Genomic DNA, 15,663 nt, shown 5'->3' with positions numbered 1-15,663 from the left:
GGCGCCAGGTCTGCGGACCTCAGGGATGGAGTTTTACACATGTCGGATAAGGATCACCCGCCGATCAGCGTGGATGAAATGGCGCACGCCTTCGAGGAAGAGACCGGTCCGGTCGATCTCTCGCCCTACGCTGTCGAGGATTGGCTGACCATGCTGGTCTTCTGGGGCATGGCGTGCTGCGTGTTCCTGCAGTTCTTCACGCGCTACGCGCTCAACAACAGCTATGCGTGGACGGAAGAGATCGCGGCCAATTGTCTGGTGATCGTCGTCTTCCTCGGATCGGTCATGTGTGTGCGCTTGGTTCGGCACATCCAGGTTGATCTGCTGCATCGCCTTTTGCCGCATGGCGTATCGCGTGTGTTGCAGGTCATGGTCGACATCGTCGTCATCGGTGCCTTCGCCTATGTCACCTGGCTGATGTGGCGCTACATGGACATCGTCGGCAGCGAACGCATGGTCACGGTCGACCTGCCGCGCGGGATCGTCTTCTACACGGTTCTCGCCGCCTTCGTTCTGATGCTGCTGCGTTCGATCCAGAATTTCATCAAGGACATGATTAGCCAGAAAACGGTTCGCGAGCAGGCTGATGAAGCCGGTCCGCAGGGAGTTTGAATAGTGCTGCTTCTTATTGGGTCATTTCTGCTTCTCCTCATCCTCGGCACGCCTGTCGCCGTCTCGATGATCGTCGCCTCGCTCAGCTATCTTCTCGTCTACGGCGTCGCCCCGGACATCATCACCGCGCAGCGCATGATTGCCGGTGTCGAAAGTTTTCCGCTGATCGCAGTCCCGTTTTTCATCCTTGTCGGCAACCTGATGAACATCGCCGGCGTCACTGGCCGTATCTACCACTTCGCTTTGTCGCTTGTGGGCTGGATGAAAGGCGGACTTGCGCAGGTCAACATCATCGGCTCGGTGGTCTTTTCGGGCATGTCAGGCACCGCCCTTGCCGATGCTGCCGGCATTGGCACGATCGAGATCAAGGCGATGAAGGACCACGGCTACCCCGTTGAGGCAGCGGTCGGCGTCACTGCGGCCTCCGCGACGCTCGGCCCCATATTTCCCCCTTCCCTTCCCTTCGTCATCTACGGAATGATGGCGAACGCATCGATCGGTGCGCTTTTCATGGCCGGCATCCTGCCCGGGATCGTGATGGCCGCATTGATGATGCTGACCGTCGTGTTCTTTGCCCACCGCAAGGGATGGGGTTCCGACACGCCTTTTGAGCTCCGCCGTCTCGCCGGCGCTTCACTCGAAGTCTTAGTGGTCCTGTGTTTTCCAGCCGCCGTCTATATACTGATCCTTGCGGGACTGTCGGTGAACGTCGCGGTGTTGATAGCTCTCGCTGCCCTGATCGCTCTCGACTGGTTTTTCGATTTCTCGGCGGTGATGGCGCTGATGACGCCGGTGCTGCTGATCGGCGGCATGACCATGGGCTGGTTCACGCCGACCGAAGCGGCTGTCGCGGCCGTCATCTGGTCGCTCTTCCTTGGCCTTGTGCGCTACCGCACCATGACCTTCCGCGCCCTCGCCAAGGCATCCTTCGACACGATCGAGACCACCGCCTCGGTTCTCTTCATCGTCACCGCTGCTTCCATCTTTGCCTGGTTGCTGACGGTGAGCCAGGCGGCGCAGCTGTTCTCCGACTTCATGTTCTCGCTCACCGATAACTGGTGGACCTTCCTGATCATCGTCAACATCCTGCTTCTGATCGTCGGCGCCTTCCTCGACACGATCGCGGCGATCAGCATTCTGGTTCCGATCCTGATGCCCGTCGCTGCAAGATACGGCATCGATCCCGTCCATCTCGGCGTCGTCATCACGTTGAACCTGATGATCGGCCTCCTGACGCCGCCGGTCGGCATGGTGCTGTTCGTGCTGTCGAGGATTTCCAAGCTATCGGTCGAGCGAACGACGCTGGCGATCCTGCCATGGATGATACCGCTCTTCGCAGCCCTTCTGCTGATCACCTTCGTTCCGCAATTGACGTTGTGGCTGCCGACCCAGCTCGGCCTTATTCGCTGACCCGAGCCGGCCGTCCATCGGCCGGTTCCAGGCCATACTGATGGAAAGAAACTTCGCCATGCTGACGCGGGTGGCACGCCTTTACGGAACGCGCGATCTGAGGGTCGAAACGCACGATAGTCCCGACCCCGGGCCTGGCGAAGTACGCCTGCGCATGGCGGCTGGCGGCATCTGCGGTTCTGACCTCCATTACTATCAGGACGGAGGCTTCGGACCGGTTCGCGTTCGTGAACCGATTATCGCCGGTCATGAGGCAAGCGGCATTGTCGAGACCGTCGGCAGCGGCGCTTCTCACCTCGCGCCCGGCATGCTGGTGGCCGTCAATCCCTCGCAGCCCTGCGGCCAGTGCCGCTTCTGCGACCTTGGCCAGACGATCCATTGCCTCTCGATGCGTTTCATGGGCAGCGCAATGCGCCTTCCTCACGAGCAGGGCATGTTCCGGGATCGTCTCACGGTTCCCGCCATCCAGTGCCATCCGGTCGCCAAAGGCGTCACGCCGGCGGAAGCGGCCTGTTCCGAGCCGCTGGCCGTCTGCCTCCACGCAGTCGCCCAGGCCGGTGACCTCTCCGGCGCGAGCGTGCTCGTAACGGGTGCCGGTCCGATCGGCCTGTTGACGGTCGCAGCCGCGCGGCACGCAGGTGCTGGCCGGATCGTGGTAACCGATCTCAGCGACGCGGCGCTCGGCCGCGCTCCGGCGATGGGCGCCGACGAGACCATCAACGTCGCGCGGGATCCCGCAGGCTTGTCACCCTACGAAAAGGACAAGGGCCTCTTCGACGTCGTTTTCGAATGCTCCGCCGCCGCCCCTGCTCTCCGCAGTGTCTTCGCGGTCATCCAGCCGCGTGGTACACTGGTGCAGCTCGGCGTCACCGGTGACATGAGCTTCCCGCTCAACGCTCTTGTGAGCAAGGAAATCGTGTGGCGGGGTTCGCAGCGCTTTGACCGGGAATTCGCACTTGCGGTCGATCTCATCTCGCGCCGCGCCATCGACGTGCGCCCGATCATCACCCACAGCCTTCCCCTTGCCAGTGCGGTCGAGGCCTTCGAGCAGGCCGGCGACCGCTCGGTAGCCTGCAAGGTACAACTGACATTCGACGAAGCAGGATGACATCGATGCCTGCCGCCATGAACCGACCTCAAACATCAGCGAACAACCATGACCGGATAATCCGATGAAAGCCCTTCTCTGCAACGAACCCGGCAGCCTCTCCCTCGTCACGCGTCCCGAGCCGGTGAGGCGTGACGGCGAGGTTCTCGTCCGCATCCGCCACGTCGGCATCTGCGGCACCGATTTTCACATCTTCGCCGGCAAGCATCCCTTTCTCGAATATCCCAGGGTCATGGGGCATGAGCTCTCCGGCACCGTCGAGGAAGCTCCCGCTGGCAGCCGGCTGCGCAAGGGCGATCCGGTCTACATCGTACCCTATCTATCCTGCGGCCACTGCCAGGCGTGCCGACGCGGCCTGACCAATGCCTGCCGAAACATCAGCGTTCTCGGCGTCCACTGTGATGGCGGCATGGCAGAGTACCTTTCGGTGCCGGAACAGAATGTTGTTCCCACCGGTTCCATTCCCTTGATCGATGCCGCCATGATCGAATTCCTTGCGATCGGCGCGCATGGCGTGAAGCGTGGCGGCATCGCCGCTTCGGATCGCGTGCTCGTTACCGGTTCCGGTCCGATCGGAATGTCGGCGATCATCTTCGCCAAGGCCCGCGGCGCCCATGTCACCGTCATGGACACCCGCGAGGATCGCCTTGCGTTCGCCGTCGATGGGTTGGGCGCCGACGCAACGATCTTCGCCGACACCGGCGCTGAAGCGGAGGCCGCGCGCCAGACCGGCGACGAATGGTACGACGTCGTCATTGATGCCACCGGCAATGCGGTGCCTATGCAGCGCGGCTTCAACTTCCTGGCCCACGGTGCTCGCTACGTCCTGCTCTCTGTTGTCCGGCAGGACATCACCTTCTCCGATCCGGAATTCCACAAGCGGGAAGCGACGCTTATTGCGAGCCGCAACGCCCAGCCGGATGATTTTGCCGAAGTGGTCCGGCAGATGGAAGCCGGCCGCGTTCCGACACGGGCACTCAACACCCATCAGGGCCGTCTTGATGACGGTATCAGGCTTTTCTCCGAATGGTCTCGTCCCGAAGCCGGCGTGATCAAGGCAATTCTGGAGGTCTGATCCGGACCGAAACGCAAAAGGACCCGCTCGTCATGAACGGGTCCTCTCGCTGCAGCGCCTGTTGGCGGATCAGGCGTGCGTCTGGTGTTCCACCGCACGGAAGACGACATCGGCGCCTTCGTCGGTGTGCGTCTCCCCGATGTGAACCGGTTCCGTCGTCTCGTGCTGCACCAGGGGCCGGTTGCCGGCCAGCCGGCGGATCAACACGTAAAAGACAGGTGTCATGAAGATGCCGAAGAATGTCACGCCGATCATGCCGGAGAACACGGCGACGCCCATGGCGGCGCGCATTTCGGCCCCTGCCCCCGTCGACAGCACGAGCGGTACCACGCCCATGATGAACGCCATCGAGGTCATCAGGATCGGCCGCAGGCGCAACCGGCTGGCCTCGATCGCGGCCTGAACCGGCGTCCTGCCCTCGAATTCGAGCTCGCGGGCGAATTCCACGATCAGGATCGCGTTCTTCGCCGATAGTCCCACAAGGACGACGAGGCCGATCTGGGTGAAGATATTGTTGTCACCCCCGGTGAGCCAGACGCCGGTCAATGCCGCCAGCACGCTCATCGGCACGATCATGATGATCGCGATCGGCAGCGTGAGGCTTTCGTACTGGGCGGCGAGCACGAGATAGACCAGCAACAGGGCCAGCGGGAAGACCACGACGCTCGAGTTACCCGCGAGGATCTGCTGGTAGGTCAGGTCCGTCCATTCGAACTCGATGCCGGGCGGCAGCGTATCCGCCGCGATCCGCTCGATGGCTGCCTGTGCCTGGCCCGACGAGAAGCCGGGCGCCGGTCCGCCGTTGATGTCGGCCGCCAGGAAGCCGTTGTAACGCGTGGTGCGTTCCGGTCCTGTCGTACTGTCGACCGTCAGCAGGGCCGAAAGCGGGATCATCTCGCCCGACTGCGAACGCACCTCCAGCTTGCCGATATCCTCGGCCTTCGCCCGGTAGGCGGCGTCGGCCTGCACCCGGACGCTGTAGGTCCGTCCGAAAGCGTTGAAGTCGTTGACGTAGAGCGAACCGAGATAGATTTGCAGAGTCTCGAACACATCCGTCACCGCCACGCCGAGCTGCTGCGCCTTGGCGCGGTCGATATCGGCATAGAGCTGCGGCACGTTGATCTGGAAGCTGGAAAACAGCCCCGCAAGCTCCGGCGTCTGGTAGGCCCGGCCGAGGAACGCCTTGGTTGCCCCGTCCAGTGCTTCGTAGCCGAGACCTGCGCGATCCTCGATCTGCAGCTTGAAACCACCCGTCGAACCAAGACCATTGACCGGCGGCGGCGGGAACATCGCGATGAAGGCGTCCTGGATGCCGGAGAACTTCTGGTTCAGCTGCATCGCGATCGCCCCGCCAGAAAGCTCCGGAGTCGTCCGCTCCTCGAAGTCGTCGAGCACAGCGAAAACGATGCCCGAGTTGGAGCCGATCGTGAAGCCGTTGATCGACAGACCCGGAAAGGCAATTGCATGGGCCACACCCGGCTGTTCGAGGGCAATCTCGCTCATCCGCTTGATCACCTCTTCCGTCCGGTCGAGCGTTGCGCCATCGGGAAGCTGGGCGAAGCCGATCAGGTACTGCTTGTCCTGGGCCGGGACGAAGCCGCCGGGAACGGTGGTGAACAGCGAATAGGTCGCGCCGAGCAATGCCAGATAGACGATCATGATCAAGGACTTGCGCGAGACGAGCCCTTCAACGCTGCGTCCATAGCCGTTCGATGCAGCACCGAAAATCCTGTTGAAGCCCCGGAAGAACCAGCCGAGCAGGAAATCCATCCCGCGCGTCAGCCAATCCTTCGGCGCATGATGGCCCTTCAGCAGAAGCGCCGCCAGCGCCGGCGACAGCGTCAGCGAATTGATCGCCGAGATCACGGTGGAAATGGCGATCGTCAGCGCGAACTGCCGGTAGAACTGACCCGACAGACCGCTGATGAAGGCGAGCGGCACGAACACCGCGACCAGAACGAGAGCGATGGCGATGATCGGCCCGGAGACCTCCCGCATCGCTTTGTATGTCGCCTCCCGCGGACTGAGACCATTCTCTATATTGCGCTCGACGTTCTCGACAACAACGATCGCGTCGTCGACCACGATACCGATCGCCAGCACCAGGCCGAACAGCGTCAGTGCGTTGATCGAGAAGCCGAAGGCATACATCACCGCGAATGTACCGATAATCGAGACGGGAACGGCGATCAGCGGAATGATCGAGGCCCGCCAGGTCTGCAGGAAGATGATAACAACGAGCACCACGAGCGCCACGGCTTCCAGCAGCGTGTCGACCACCTTCTCGATCGACGACCGGACGAACTCGGTAGTGTCGTAGACGATCTCGTAGCGAACGCCTTCCGGCATCGCCAGTTGCAGTTGGTCCATGGTGGCATGCACGTTGTCGGCGATCTCGATCGCGTTCGAGCCTGGGGCCTGGAGCACGGCGATCGCCACCGCCGGATCGCCATCGAGCAGCGAGCGCAACGTATAGTCGGCCGCGCCCATTTCGACGCGCGCGACGTCCCTCAGCCGCGTAATCTGGCCCTCGTCGCCGGTCTTGACGATGATGTTGCCGAACTCTTCTGGCGTGCGAAGGCGTCCCTGGGCATTGACGTTCAGCTGCAGGTCGACGCCGTCGAGATTGGGCGAGGCACCAATGATGCCCGCCGCCGCCTGGACGTTCTGCGAACGGATCGCGTTGGTGATGTCGCTTGCAGCGAGCCCGTTTTGAGCTGCCTTCTGCGGATCGATCCAAACGCGCATGGCATAGTCGCCGGCGCCGAACACCTGGACCTGCCCCACGCCTTCGATGCGCGCCAGACGGTCGCGGATGTTGAGCGTCGCATAGTTGCGCAGATAGGTTACATCGTAGCGATCCGTCGTCGAGACGAGGTTGACCACCATGATGAAGTCAGGCGAGCTCTTCACCGTCGTCACCCCGAGCGCCCGTACCTCGGCCGGAAGCCGCGGTTCGGCCTGCGACACGCGGTTCTGCACCAGCTGCTGCGCCTTGTCGGGGTCGGTCCCGAGCTTGAAGGTGACCGTCACCGTCAAAACGCCGTCGGACGTCGCCTGGCTGTTCATGTACAGCATGTCCTCGACACCGTTGATCTGCTCTTCGAGCGGTGTCGCGACGGTTTCGGAGATGACCACCGGGTTCGCGCCAGGATAGGTGGCGCGCACCACGATCGATGGCGGCACGACCTCGGGATACTCCGAAATCGGCAGCGATCGCATGCCGATCAGGCCGGCGACCACGATGAGGATCGAAAGCACGGCCGCGAAGACCGGTCTGTCGACGAAGAAACGGGAGATATTCATGTCAGGTCCCTCTCCGGGATGAAATCTGGACGAACGAACCCGCATCGCCGGTCGAGGGACCGGCGATCGGTATCGGTATTGGGGAAATCAACGGGCAGCGGTGCTGCCCGCTTCACTCAGTTGACGGCGGCGACGCTTTCGGGCGCCTGCGGGTCGACCAATGCGCCGGGACGAATACGCTGCAAGCCGTTGACGACGATCCTGTCGCCATCGGCAAGCCCGCTTTCCACGACCCGCTCACCGTCGATCAGCTTGCCAAGCTCGACCGGGCGATAGCCGACCTTGTTTTCCGCATCGACCACGAACACGAACTTCTTGTCCTGGTCGGTACCGATGGCCCGGTCGCTGACGAGGATCTTGCTCTCGGGAGCCGGTTCGCCCATGCGGATCCGCACGAACTGGCCGGGAATAAGCCTGCCGTCGGGATTGTCGAAGATGGCGCGCACGCCGATTGTCCCGGTCGCTGCGTCCACCTGGTTATCGACGAGTTGCAGCTTGCCCTGGATTGCCTTGCCGTCACCAGCCAGCGTCTCGATCTCGACCGGGATCATGCCAAGGTCCTGCACGCCGTTTTCCGCCGGGATCCGGGCAAGCGCCCGCGCCACGAACTGTTCGCTCGCGTTGAAGCTCGCATAGATCGGATCGACGGAGACGAGCGTCGTCAGCGCGGGGGAGGCTGAGCCGGCCGCGACGAGGTTGCCGACGGTGATCTCCACCCTGCCGACCTTGCCGGCGACGGGGGCCTTCACCTCGGTGTAGTCGAGCTCCAGCTGAGCCGATTGCAGGGCCGCCTCGGCGCTGCGCAGATTAGCCTGCGCATCGGTGAACGCGTTCTGCCGCTGATCGAGATCGCTCTGCGAAATCGTGCGGTTTTCCGAAAGTCGACGTCCGCGTTCCAGTTCGAGCCGGGCAAGGTCAAGCCGCGCCTCGGCCGATGCAACCTGGCCCTGGGCCTGGGAAACGGCTGCCTGATAGGGCGCGGGATCGATCTTGAACAGCAAGTCCCCGGCCTTCACCAGGCCGCCCTCGCGAAACTCGACGGACTGGATGGCGCCAGCGACGCGAGAACGGATCTGTACCCGGTCCACGGCCTCCAGACGGCCGGAAAACTCTTCCCAGCTTCGGACGTTACGGCCTTCTACCGTTGCAACCGTAACCGGGATTGCCGGCGCTTCAGCCGATGCCGTGGTGGTTTCTGCAGAGGCCTTGGTCGGCAGGTCGAAAAAGACGGTAGCAGCGGAAATGGACGCAGCAAGTCCCAGGCCGGTGCCCATAAGGGCCCAGCGTTTGCTCTTCGATGTCATGGCTTTCTTCTCCTTACGGACCGCGGAGGATCCGCTCGATTATCGAATTTTCAAATGTGATTACTGAATGGCGACTTCCTTCACGAAGCCGTTGAATTCGCACCTTACGTGTTCCTCCCAGACGGGAGCCTGATTTGTCTTGCCGCCATAGATGGAGACCCAGCCGGTTCCCTCTGGCAGAATGTCTTTTCTCACCTTTACCCCTGCCGCCGCCAATTTTTGGCAGTAGCCGACTGACTCATCGAGCAGCGGATCGTCTTCCGCCGACATCACCAGCGCCGGGGCCATGCCGGACAGACGCGAGCACATGCTCGGCGCAGCATAAGGGTGGCACCGGCCGGCGCTGAGATAGTGGTTCCAGCCATCCGCCCAGCGCTCACGCATGCCGATCGCATCCGCTTTCCTCATGGACTGCGAGCCCATGAACGGGTCGAGAAGCGGCGAAAACAGCACCTGGCCGTCAAGCTCGTCGGCATAGTAATCGCGCGCCTTCAAGGCTACCGCCGCCGCCACATTGCCGCCCGCCTCCTCGCCGCCGACCAGCAACAGCGACTTGCGGTCGCCAAGCCCTGCCCGCTTCTTTGCCAGATAGCTGAACAGCGAAAAGCCAACTTCGAGAGGCTTCGGAAACACGCCCCCGAGAGGCGTGTTGTAGTCGGGCACGACCACGATAGCCCCGGTACTGGCGATGCAGGCCGCAACAGCACTGTCCCTCAGTCCAGCCTCCATGAACGATCCGCCATGGAAGTAGATCAGTACCGGCGGTCCCTTGCCGAACTCTCCGCCTTTGTAGATACGCGCCTGGACGGGGCCTGCGGCCACCTGGTCCAGCGTCATATCCATGATCTCGACACTCATCTGCTGCTCCTTCACACCCGGCCAAACGGCGCCGGGTGGCGAGTATGGCGGCTTCTGCGGGGAAAGGCGACAAGCTCATTTCGGAGACCTTCTTCGGTTGCGAAGCGCACCCTAGAACCTCAACAAAACTTCAGGTAAAGACCCCTTGGCATTTTTTCGCCCGTGGCCACCCGCCGTCACCATTCCGCAGCACCGCCACGGTTGTTCTTGCTCGATAACAACTTATCTTGTCTTGGCGGTCGAACAAGCATATCAAATATGACCACACTGTTCCGATTTATGAATAATATCGCAATGCAAACTGCGAGAGGACGTTCTTATGGACCAGCTTTCGGCCATGAGGGCATTTCTACGGGTTGTCGAAACCGGCAACTTCACGCGCGCCGCGGAAGCCCTGCGCCTGCCGAAAGCCACGGTGACAAACCTGATCCAGGGCCTTGAGGCACACCTCCAGACCAAGCTTCTCAACCGCACGACGCGCCGCGTGATCGTCACGACGGACGGTGCGCTCTATTATGAACGCGCGGCCCAGATCATTACCGAGATCGACGAACTCGACGGCAGCCTGACGACCTCCCAGACCAATCCCGGCGGCCGCCTGCGCGTCGAGATGGCGGGCGTTCTGGCCGATATGGTCGTCATTCCGTCGCTCGTCGATTTCTACAAGAAGTACCCGGATATCCGCATCGATCTCGGCGTCGGCGATCGGACAGTCGATTATCTCGCCGAAAACGTGGACTGCGCCTTGCGTGGCGGCGTTCCCGCCGATCAGTCCCTGATCGCCCGCCGGGTGTCCGAACTCAGCCTCGTCACCTGCGCATCGCGCCACTACCTCGAAAAGTTCGGCATACCGAAGAGCCCTCACGAGATCGAGGAGAAGCATTACTGCGTCAATTATTTCATGGCGCAGACCGGCCGGACGATGAACTTCGAATTTCTGAAAGATGATGAAAAAGTCGAGGTGTCGGGAAAATACATCGTCGCCGTCAACGATGCACGCAGCTATGTCACCGCCGTGGAGCAGGGCCTGGGCATCGCCCAGGTCGCCCGCTTCATGATTGTGGACAAGCTGCAGTCAGGCGAACTTGTGGAAATCCTTCCCGACTGGAAGGCGGAGCCCATCCCGCTCTACATCGTTTATCCGCCGAACCGGCACCTGAGCAACAAGGTGCGGGTCTTCGTCGACTGGCTGGTCAAACTTTTGGCCGACGTCAAATGCGACGAATGACGCGGTCCTCCTGTCAGCCTTTTGGCCAACTATAACCCTAACGCCGCCGATCAGCCGCCAGGATTTCCCGCGGAATCTGGTCGAGCGATACGGTCTTCTCGACCCCACCGTGAGCGATCGCCTCCTTCGGCATGCCGAAGACAACCGAGCTTGCCTCGTCCTGGGCGACGGTGAAAGCGCCGACGTCGTGCATTTCCTTCATGCCGCGGGCACCATCATCGCCCATGCCGGTCATGATCACACCCATGGCATTGGCGCCTGCGGCCCTCGCCGCCGACCGAAACAGCACATCGACCGATGGCCTGTGCCGCGAGACCAGCGGCCCATCCTTGACGGAAACGACGTAACGCGCGCCCTGCCGTTCCAGCATCATGTGCTTGTCGCCGGGGGCGATCAGCACATGGCCGCGCAGCACCGGGTCGCCGTTCACGGCCTCCTTTATCTCTACGTCGCAGAGACTGTTCAGGCGTTTGGCAAAGGCCGCGGTGAATTTCTCCGGCATATGCTGGACGATGACCATTCCGGGCGAGTTGGCCGGCATCTGCTCAAGCAGCACGCGCAGCGCCTCGGTACCCCCTGTGGAAGCCCCGATGCAGACGACCATCTCCGTGGTCTTCGCCATGGCGCGGCCGGTCGGAGGCGGTAGCACCGCATCGGCAGTCAGCTTCGCTGCTGGCGATCCCGCGGGAACGATTGGCCGTTTCCTGTCCAGGCGCGCGATTGCAGCCCCTTTCACCGCATGGCGAATCCGCGAACCCGATTCCGCCAGGTGGTCCGCTGCGGCAATCTTCGGCTTGAGAATGACATCGACAGCCCCGGCCTCAAGCGCCTGCATCAACGTTTCCGATCCTGCCTCGGTCAGAGACGAGCACATCACGACAGGGATCGGCCGCTGTGACATCAGCTTGCGCAGGAAGGTGATACCATCCATCCGAGGCATCTCGACATCGAGCGTGATGACGTCGGGAATCTCCTCCTGGATCTTCTTGGCCGCCACAAAGGGATCGGCGGCGGTACCCATCACCTCGATCTCCGGATCTTCTTCCAGCACCTGCGTCAGCACCTGCCGGACGCTGGCGGAGTCATCGATGATCAGGACCCGGATTTTTCTGTTGAGTGTGGGCATCAGACTTTCTTGAACACCGTATTCGCAACTTGCTTCACCGGCAGTGGTATCCCGGTCACCGTCTCGGAGTGTCCGACGAACAGAAAACCGCCTTTGACGAGGCAGTCGCACAGCCGCGAAAGCACCCGCGCCTGCGTCGGCTTGTCGAAGTATATGAGCACATTGCGGCAGAAGATCATCTGCATCGGATCGCCCATGCGGTAGGCATCGTCCATCAGGTTCAGCCGTCCGAATCCGATCATCGAGCGAAGATGCGGGTGAATCCGCACCTCGGCGCGAGACGGATCGCGGGAAACCATCAGATATTTGCGGCGCATCTCCGGCGGAACGGGTTGCACCATATCGGCCGAATAGATGCCCCGCCGCGCCGCCTGAAGGACATCGGTGGAAAGATCGGTCGCGTAGATCTTGTAGTCGATCCCGCCCTGGCGCTCGGCGAAATCCTGCATCACCATCGCCATCGTATAGGGCTCGGCACCAATCGAGCAGGCCGAACTCCAGAGCCGCAGACGTTTGTGTCCGGCTGCGACGAGCTCGGGCAGCGCCGTTTCCGTCATGTATTCGAAGTGTTTGGGCTCGCGGAAAAAATCGGTCTTGTTGGTGGTGACCGCGTCGATCAGGAAAATGCCTTCCTTTTCGATGCCGTCATGCTTGAACAGATAGTCGCAGTAATCGTTGAAGGTCGGTATGCCCGTGGCGCGAAGACGTCGCCGCAGCCGCCCTTCCAGCATCGTCATCTTCGAGGACGGCATCTTGATGCCGCTGTAGTCGTAAATAAAGCCGGACAGCATTTCGAAATTGCGATTGCTCAGCCGGTCTTCGGCCTCGCGAACTCTTGCTACTGCAGCCACGCCATTCCCCATCTTTTTTCTGGCCGCCTGCCGCCCTGTTCGGTAGCGTTTCTGCCGGCCGCCGCTCAAAATTGCTTCTTCAGAAATTCCCCCGAAAAATACTGGAGGGTTATGTTTAACAACCCGTGAATGCAGCGTCGCAAGGCGACCAGATCGGGGTCGAGATAGGTAGTCCTATAATCAATTATTCATCTTAAATGCAGGCAGTCGTCCGCGATGCGGGATTTAGGACGACAATTTTACCAAGCATTACCCTGTTGTTACTACGGTCGACCCATCGAATGCGAGGGACACGGCGTGAAGAACATGGCGGCGGCATTGCGCGTGGAGCAGGTCTCCGGCGAGCAGGATCTTGTTGAGCGACTGGAAGGCGCGCGCGTCAGGATCGAACAGCGTTTTCTTGACGGCGGAGCTGTCCTTCTCGGCGTGCTCGATGTCCTCAACCGAATGGTTAGCTCTCTTGAACATCTGTCGGCCTCGATCGATGAAAAGACGGCCGAAGCGACCATCGGCAAACTGCTCGAAACCGTGGAGCAGCTAAAGGCCCTGCCTTCCATCGAAACCGATCGACAGCAGAAACTGGCGAGCGTCGTGACGACCGAAACCTCTCTCGGCTCCTACATCGCCGACATGCAGGAAACGCTGCGTTATTTGCGCACTTTCGCAACCACGGCCAAGATCACCGGCGCGGCGATACCCGACTTCCAGAGTTTCGTCGAGGAGATCCTTGAACGCATCCAGTTCGGGACCGACCAGGTGAACGGCCTGTCGGAGAAGATCAAGGCCCTTGACGCCATCACCGGCAAGGCCGCAAAGGGCGGAAACGAGGCGCTCGAGAGTTTCCGTCGCAGCATCCCGCCGATTGTTGACAACCTGTCCAGGAATGCCGGCGAGCTGACCACCCAGCGCCGCCGGCTGGCCGAACTGGCGCAGAAGGTTGCGGGGCTCGCACGACAGGTGCAGACCAAGGCCGCAACCACGCTTTCAGCCATGCAGATTGGCGACATAACCCGCCAACGCATCGAACATTGCCAGTCCGCCTTCGAGTTCCTCGACGATCATCTCCGATCCGAGGAAGCAAGGTCCCTGACGGCGGAAAACCGCCAGACGCTGACCGCCTTCGTACAGCATCTCGTCCACGAGCAGCTCGCCGAGATCGCCCGCGACTTCGACCGGGAATGCATGACGATCGTTCGCACGATCGAGAGCTTCCGTGCCGATATCGACGGTCTTCTGTCCCTGCAGGGCGATATGGGTGGCGGCCAGTCGGCCGATCAGGCCATCCGCGTTCTGGAGACCGACATCGGATCCGCTCGCGCGCTGGTGCAGGATATCGAACAGGCAGCCGAAAAGGCGAACGGCCTGGGCCGCGGAACCATTGCGACAGTACAGGAATTGCTGAAAGGTATCAGCACGATCCAGCTGGTCCGCACCGACATCCAGTACATGGCCCTCAACACCAATCTCCGCTGCAGCAAGCTCGGCGAGGAAGGCAAGGCCGTCAACGTCGTGACCGCGGAACTGCGCGTGTTCTCCGGTCGGCTTGATGAGGTGGCGGAACGCGTGATCGTTGCGCTGAACTCTTTGGAAGAAGACGCCGGCAAGCTCGGCGACACAGGCGGCACGACGGAGTTGAGCCTCGATGCTCGACTGGAGGAAGCCCTGGAAAGCATCAGAACGGCTGGCGATGCGATGGAAGAGGATATGGCGAGCCTTCGAGCCTGTGGCGCCGACGTCTCCGACACGGTGACGCGAAAGATTGCCGGGCTTGATTTCCGCGCCGAACTGGGCGACGTGCTGGCGGAGTGCTCCACCCAAGCGCAGGACCTGATCGTCGATGCAACCCCCGATGCTTCAGGCATCGCCGAGGCGCTTCAGTCGGTTGGAAACCGCATCTACCGAACCTACACAATGGCCTCCGAACGGGAGATCCACGCGCGCATATTCGGGACCGAGATCGAGGTGAGCGCTCCGGCGGCTTCGGCGCCGACGAGTGACGAAGACCTCTTCGACGAAGCCCTGTTCTGAGTCCCGGCTACAGCTCAGGCGGCGTCCCGTTTGCCGGATGTCCGGGGGATTACCGACTGCCCCGGCAGCAAACGCAGCAGTTCGTCGGCGTAACACTGCGCATTCTCAAGGGCGCGGGCGAGATTAGTGACCCGCTCAGGGTCCATCGTGTGCAGCGGGCCGTTGTGGTCGAACATATCGCGGAAGGCAGCGCGTTCGATGATCGGCGTCGAAAACACATGCACGCCGCGGCTGGCAAGCAATTCCTTCACCGCCTGTAGCGCCCGCGTCGTCACGATCGAATTGACGCGCGTCAGCAGTACCGAATGTGGAATTCTGATATTGGCCCGCTTGTCGAGATAGGCAAGCAGTTCCAGAACCTGGGCCCCGCCCTGAGCATCCATGGTGCACCCCTGCACAGGGATGATCACATGATCGGCGAACCCGAGCGCCGTTGCCAGCAGCGGGCTGCAGGCTCCGGGCAGGTCGAGGATGACGAAATCGCTCATCCGCTTGCCGGCCTCAACCTCCTCCTGGATGTTGCGCGCCGTGACATAGCTGACGATCTTCAGGCCGGGCACCCGCCCGCATTTTTCGGACCAGCGTGAAATCCAGCACTGCGGATCGCAATCGATGACCGTCACCGATTTCCCCCGTCTCAGGAGTTCGCCGGTCAGTAGGTGAACTGCCGTGGTTTTTCCGGCGCCGCCCTTGGTATTGGCGAAAGTGATGACCGGCATCGGCCCCTCCTGTAAAGTATATCTCGGTGCGAAAGCGA

The 15,663-nt window shown here is 61.6% G+C and carries 12 protein-coding genes; 6 read left to right on the top strand and 6 right to left on the bottom strand.

Annotation, left to right across the window (positions count from 1 at the left end; all coding sequences use genetic code 11):
* Window positions 1–39: 39 nt before the first annotated feature.
* From J5J10_RS19345 to J5J10_RS19330, 4 genes are all read left to right on the top strand, one after another.
* On the top strand, window positions 40–612 hold the full coding sequence (locus J5J10_RS19345) for a TRAP transporter small permease (RefSeq protein WP_211931338.1): 573 nt from the start codon (window positions 40–42) through the stop codon (window positions 610–612).
* Window positions 613–615: 3 nt separating this feature from the next.
* Window positions 616–2,022, top strand: a complete 1,407-nt coding sequence (locus tag J5J10_RS19340) for a TRAP transporter large permease (RefSeq protein ID WP_208554226.1) — start codon at window positions 616–618, stop codon at window positions 2,020–2,022.
* 58 nt (window positions 2,023–2,080) lie between these two features.
* On the top strand, window positions 2,081–3,130 hold the full coding sequence (locus tag J5J10_RS19335) for an L-idonate 5-dehydrogenase (RefSeq protein ID WP_211931791.1): 1,050 nt from the start codon (window positions 2,081–2,083) through the stop codon (window positions 3,128–3,130).
* 64 nt (window positions 3,131–3,194) lie between these two features.
* Window positions 3,195–4,205, top strand: coding sequence for a zinc-binding alcohol dehydrogenase family protein (locus tag J5J10_RS19330; RefSeq protein ID WP_211931337.1), 1,011 nt, complete (start codon window positions 3,195–3,197; stop codon window positions 4,203–4,205).
* A 69-nt stretch (window positions 4,206–4,274) separates the two neighbouring features.
* Here J5J10_RS19330 and J5J10_RS19325 read toward each other — a convergent pair whose 3' ends face one another.
* The 3 genes from J5J10_RS19325 to J5J10_RS19315 all read right to left on the bottom strand — a co-directional run bounded on the left by J5J10_RS19325 (window position 4,275) and on the right by J5J10_RS19315 (window position 9,673).
* Window positions 4,275–7,511 (bottom strand): multidrug efflux RND transporter permease subunit, encoded by a 3,237-nt coding sequence (locus J5J10_RS19325; RefSeq protein WP_211931336.1) that lies wholly within the window; start codon window positions 7,509–7,511, stop codon window positions 4,275–4,277.
* Window positions 7,512–7,627: 116 nt separating this feature from the next.
* A complete protein-coding gene (locus J5J10_RS19320; RefSeq protein ID WP_211931335.1) occupies window positions 7,628–8,815 on the bottom strand; it encodes an efflux RND transporter periplasmic adaptor subunit in 1,188 nt (395 codons plus the stop codon).
* A gap of 60 nt (window positions 8,816–8,875) precedes the next feature.
* On the bottom strand, window positions 8,876–9,673 hold the full coding sequence (locus J5J10_RS19315; RefSeq protein ID WP_211931334.1) for an alpha/beta hydrolase: 798 nt from the start codon (window positions 9,671–9,673) through the stop codon (window positions 8,876–8,878).
* 319 nt (window positions 9,674–9,992) lie between these two features.
* On the opposite strand from J5J10_RS19315, the gene J5J10_RS19310 reads away from it, so the two are divergent.
* Window positions 9,993–10,901, top strand: a complete 909-nt coding sequence (locus J5J10_RS19310) for a LysR family transcriptional regulator (RefSeq protein ID WP_208554231.1) — start codon at window positions 9,993–9,995, stop codon at window positions 10,899–10,901.
* Between the two features lie 37 nt (window positions 10,902–10,938).
* Here J5J10_RS19310 and J5J10_RS19305 read toward each other — a convergent pair whose 3' ends face one another.
* Together J5J10_RS19305 and J5J10_RS19300 are read right to left on the bottom strand one after the other, a co-directional pair.
* Window positions 10,939–12,027, bottom strand: a complete 1,089-nt coding sequence (locus tag J5J10_RS19305; protein WP_211931333.1) for a chemotaxis response regulator protein-glutamate methylesterase — start codon at window positions 12,025–12,027, stop codon at window positions 10,939–10,941.
* Complete coding sequence (locus J5J10_RS19300) at window positions 12,027–12,818, bottom strand: protein-glutamate O-methyltransferase CheR (RefSeq protein ID WP_246746061.1); 792 nt, start codon at window positions 12,816–12,818, stop codon at window positions 12,027–12,029. Before J5J10_RS19300 ends, J5J10_RS19305 begins: the two co-directional genes overlap by 1 nt.
* 366 nt (window positions 12,819–13,184) lie before the next feature.
* Between J5J10_RS19300 and J5J10_RS19295 the strand changes: the two genes are divergently transcribed.
* Window positions 13,185–14,906, top strand: a complete 1,722-nt coding sequence (locus J5J10_RS19295; protein WP_249116991.1) for a type VII secretion target — start codon at window positions 13,185–13,187, stop codon at window positions 14,904–14,906.
* Window positions 14,907–14,920: 14 nt separating this feature from the next.
* Here J5J10_RS19295 and J5J10_RS19290 read toward each other — a convergent pair whose 3' ends face one another.
* Window positions 14,921–15,625, bottom strand: coding sequence for a ParA family protein (locus J5J10_RS19290; protein WP_211931331.1), 705 nt, complete (start codon window positions 15,623–15,625; stop codon window positions 14,921–14,923).
* Window positions 15,626–15,663 lie beyond the last annotated feature (38 nt).

The organism is Ciceribacter sp. L1K23, from assembly GCF_018122705.1.
In the GTDB taxonomy this organism is placed as follows: domain Bacteria; phylum Pseudomonadota; class Alphaproteobacteria; order Rhizobiales; family Rhizobiaceae; genus Allorhizobium.
Note: the sequence above shows the minus strand (reverse complement) of the source record. Positions and strands in the feature narration are given on the sequence as shown.

What these genes read in the sequence shown, in the direction of transcription:
- J5J10_RS19345 (WP_211931338.1), top strand. Translation starts at nt 40, where the DNA reads ATGTCGGATAAGGATCACCCGCCGATCAGCGTGGATGAAATGGCGCAC.
- J5J10_RS19335 (WP_211931791.1), top strand. Translation starts at nt 2,081, where the DNA reads ATGCTGACGCGGGTGGCACGCCTTTACGGAACGCGCGATCTGAGGGTC.
- J5J10_RS19330 (WP_211931337.1), top strand. Translation starts at nt 3,195, where the DNA reads ATGAAAGCCCTTCTCTGCAACGAACCCGGCAGCCTCTCCCTCGTCACG.
- J5J10_RS19325 (WP_211931336.1), bottom strand. Translation starts at nt 7,511, where the DNA reads ATGAATATCTCCCGTTTCTTCGTCGACAGACCGGTCTTCGCGGCCGTG.
- J5J10_RS19320 (WP_211931335.1), bottom strand. Translation starts at nt 8,815, where the DNA reads ATGACATCGAAGAGCAAACGCTGGGCCCTTATGGGCACCGGCCTGGGA.
- J5J10_RS19315 (WP_211931334.1), bottom strand. Translation starts at nt 9,673, where the DNA reads ATGAGTGTCGAGATCATGGATATGACGCTGGACCAGGTGGCCGCAGGC.
- J5J10_RS19310 (WP_208554231.1), top strand. Translation starts at nt 9,993, where the DNA reads ATGGACCAGCTTTCGGCCATGAGGGCATTTCTACGGGTTGTCGAAACC.
- J5J10_RS19305 (WP_211931333.1), bottom strand. Translation starts at nt 12,027, where the DNA reads ATGCCCACACTCAACAGAAAAATCCGGGTCCTGATCATCGATGACTCC.
- J5J10_RS19300 (WP_246746061.1), bottom strand. Translation starts at nt 12,818, where the DNA reads ATGCTGTCCGGCTTTATTTACGACTACAGCGGCATCAAGATGCCGTCC.
- J5J10_RS19295 (WP_249116991.1), top strand. Translation starts at nt 13,185, where the DNA reads ATGGCGGCGGCATTGCGCGTGGAGCAGGTCTCCGGCGAGCAGGATCTT.
- J5J10_RS19290 (WP_211931331.1), bottom strand. Translation starts at nt 15,625, where the DNA reads ATGCCGGTCATCACTTTCGCCAATACCAAGGGCGGCGCCGGAAAAACC.